Genomic DNA, 1,569 nt, shown 5'->3' on the forward strand with positions numbered 1-1,569 from the left:
GTGGTGGACGGACAGAACGCCGGCGATCCGAACTACAAGCCGATGGCCGATGACTTCGACAACTCCATCGCCTTCAAGGCGGCCTGCGACCTGGTGTTCGAGGGCCGCAAGCAGCCCAACGGCTACACCGAGCCGATATTGCATGCCCGCCGACTGGAGCTGAAGAAGGCCAGTTGAGCATAAAGGCGCGATTTTGATTGTACGGCCCGGCCCTTGCGTGATGCATTGGCCGGGCTTTTCTTTTCTTTCCCGGCCTTTCAGGAGTTTGAGTGATGAAGATCGGCTTTATCGGCCTGGGCGCCATGGGCCTGCCCATGGCCATCAACCTGGTCAAGGCTGGCCATGACGTTTCAGGCTTCGACTTCAACCCCGCAGCCCTGGAAAAGCTGGCCGCCGCCGGCGGACGCGCCGCTGCCAGCGCTGCCGAGGCTGCAGAGGGAGCCGATTTCTTCGTCCTGATGGTGGTCAATGGCGACCAGGCCCAAGACGTGCTGTTCGGCGCTGGCAGGGCCGCTGACGCACTGCCACCCGGTGCTTGCGTCATTGCCTCGTGTACGCAAGCCCCGGCCCAGGCGGAGGCCTTGGGCGAGGCGCTGTCCGAGCGGCAGATTGCGCTCGTGGACGCACCTGTCTCCGGCGGCGTGCCCGGCGCCGAAGCCGGCACGCTTACCATCATGGCGTCCGCCCCGGCTCACGTCTTCGACAAGGCGCGCGCCGTGCTCGATGTGGTCGGCAGGAACGTCTTTCAGGTTGGCGAGGAACATGGCGCCGGCTCTACCGCCAAGCTGATCAACCAGCTCTTGTGCGGGGTGCATATCGCAGCCGCTGCCGAAGCCCTGCAGCTGGCCGAGGCCGCCGGGGTGAATCCGAAGTCGGTATTCGACATCGTCTCGGTGTCCGCCGCCTCGAGCTGGATGCTCAATGATCGTGGCCCCCGCATGCTGCAGGACTCGCCCGAGGTGCGCTCCGCCGTCGATATATTCGTCAAGGATCTCGGCATCGTTCTCGATCATGGCCGCGCTGCGCGCCACGGCCTGCCGCTGTCGGCAGCCGCCCACCAGATGTTCCTGGCAGCCTCCGGTGCCGGTCACGGCAAGGCCGATGACAGCCAGGTGATCCGCGCCTATCGTTCGCTGAATTCAAAACCCTCCACCGCCGGAGATTGATAAAATGACGTCGTCCTTCAACCAGCCGCTTGGCGGCAACGACATGCCCCGCTTTGCCGGCCCCACCACCATGATGCGCCTGCCAATGGCGAAGGGTGCGCGCGGGCTGGATGCCTGCTTCGTCGGCATTCCACTCGACATCGGCACCTCGAACCGCTCCGGCACGCGTCATGGACCGCGCCAGATCCGCGCTGAAAGCTGCATGCTGAGGCCCTACAACATGGCGACGGGCGCTGCCCCGTTCGACTCGCTCCAGGTGGCGGACATCGGCGACGTGGCGATCAACACCTTCGACCTGAAGAAATCGGTGAAGCTGATCGAGAAGGCCTATGACCGCATTCTCGCGCAAGACTGCATCCCGCTGACGCTGGGCGGCGACCACACGCTGGTGCTGCCCATCCTG

2 protein-coding genes are annotated in these 1,569 nt (G+C 64.7%); both read left to right on the forward strand.

The annotated features are described in order from the left end of the window. The first annotated feature begins 272 nt into the window (after positions 1-272). Positions 273-1,166, forward strand: a complete 894-nt coding sequence (locus WBB85_RS18365; RefSeq protein WP_432640041.1) for an NAD(P)-dependent oxidoreductase — start codon at positions 273-275, stop codon at positions 1,164-1,166. Between the two features lie 4 nt (positions 1,167-1,170). Then, positions 1,171-1,569 (forward strand): arginase family protein (locus WBB85_RS18370; protein ID WP_432640042.1); only part of this gene is annotated, 399 nt, incomplete at its 3' end.

It is taken from the genome of Albidovulum sp. (assembly GCF_049646345.1).
Classification (GTDB): Bacteria; Pseudomonadota; Alphaproteobacteria; order Rhodobacterales; family Rhodobacteraceae; genus Albidovulum.

Bases quoted from the DNA above. Each gene is read 5' to 3' on its own strand.
- WBB85_RS18365 (WP_432640041.1), top strand. From the start codon at position 273: ATGAAGATCGGCTTTATCGGCCTGGGCGCCATGGGCCTGCCCATGGCC.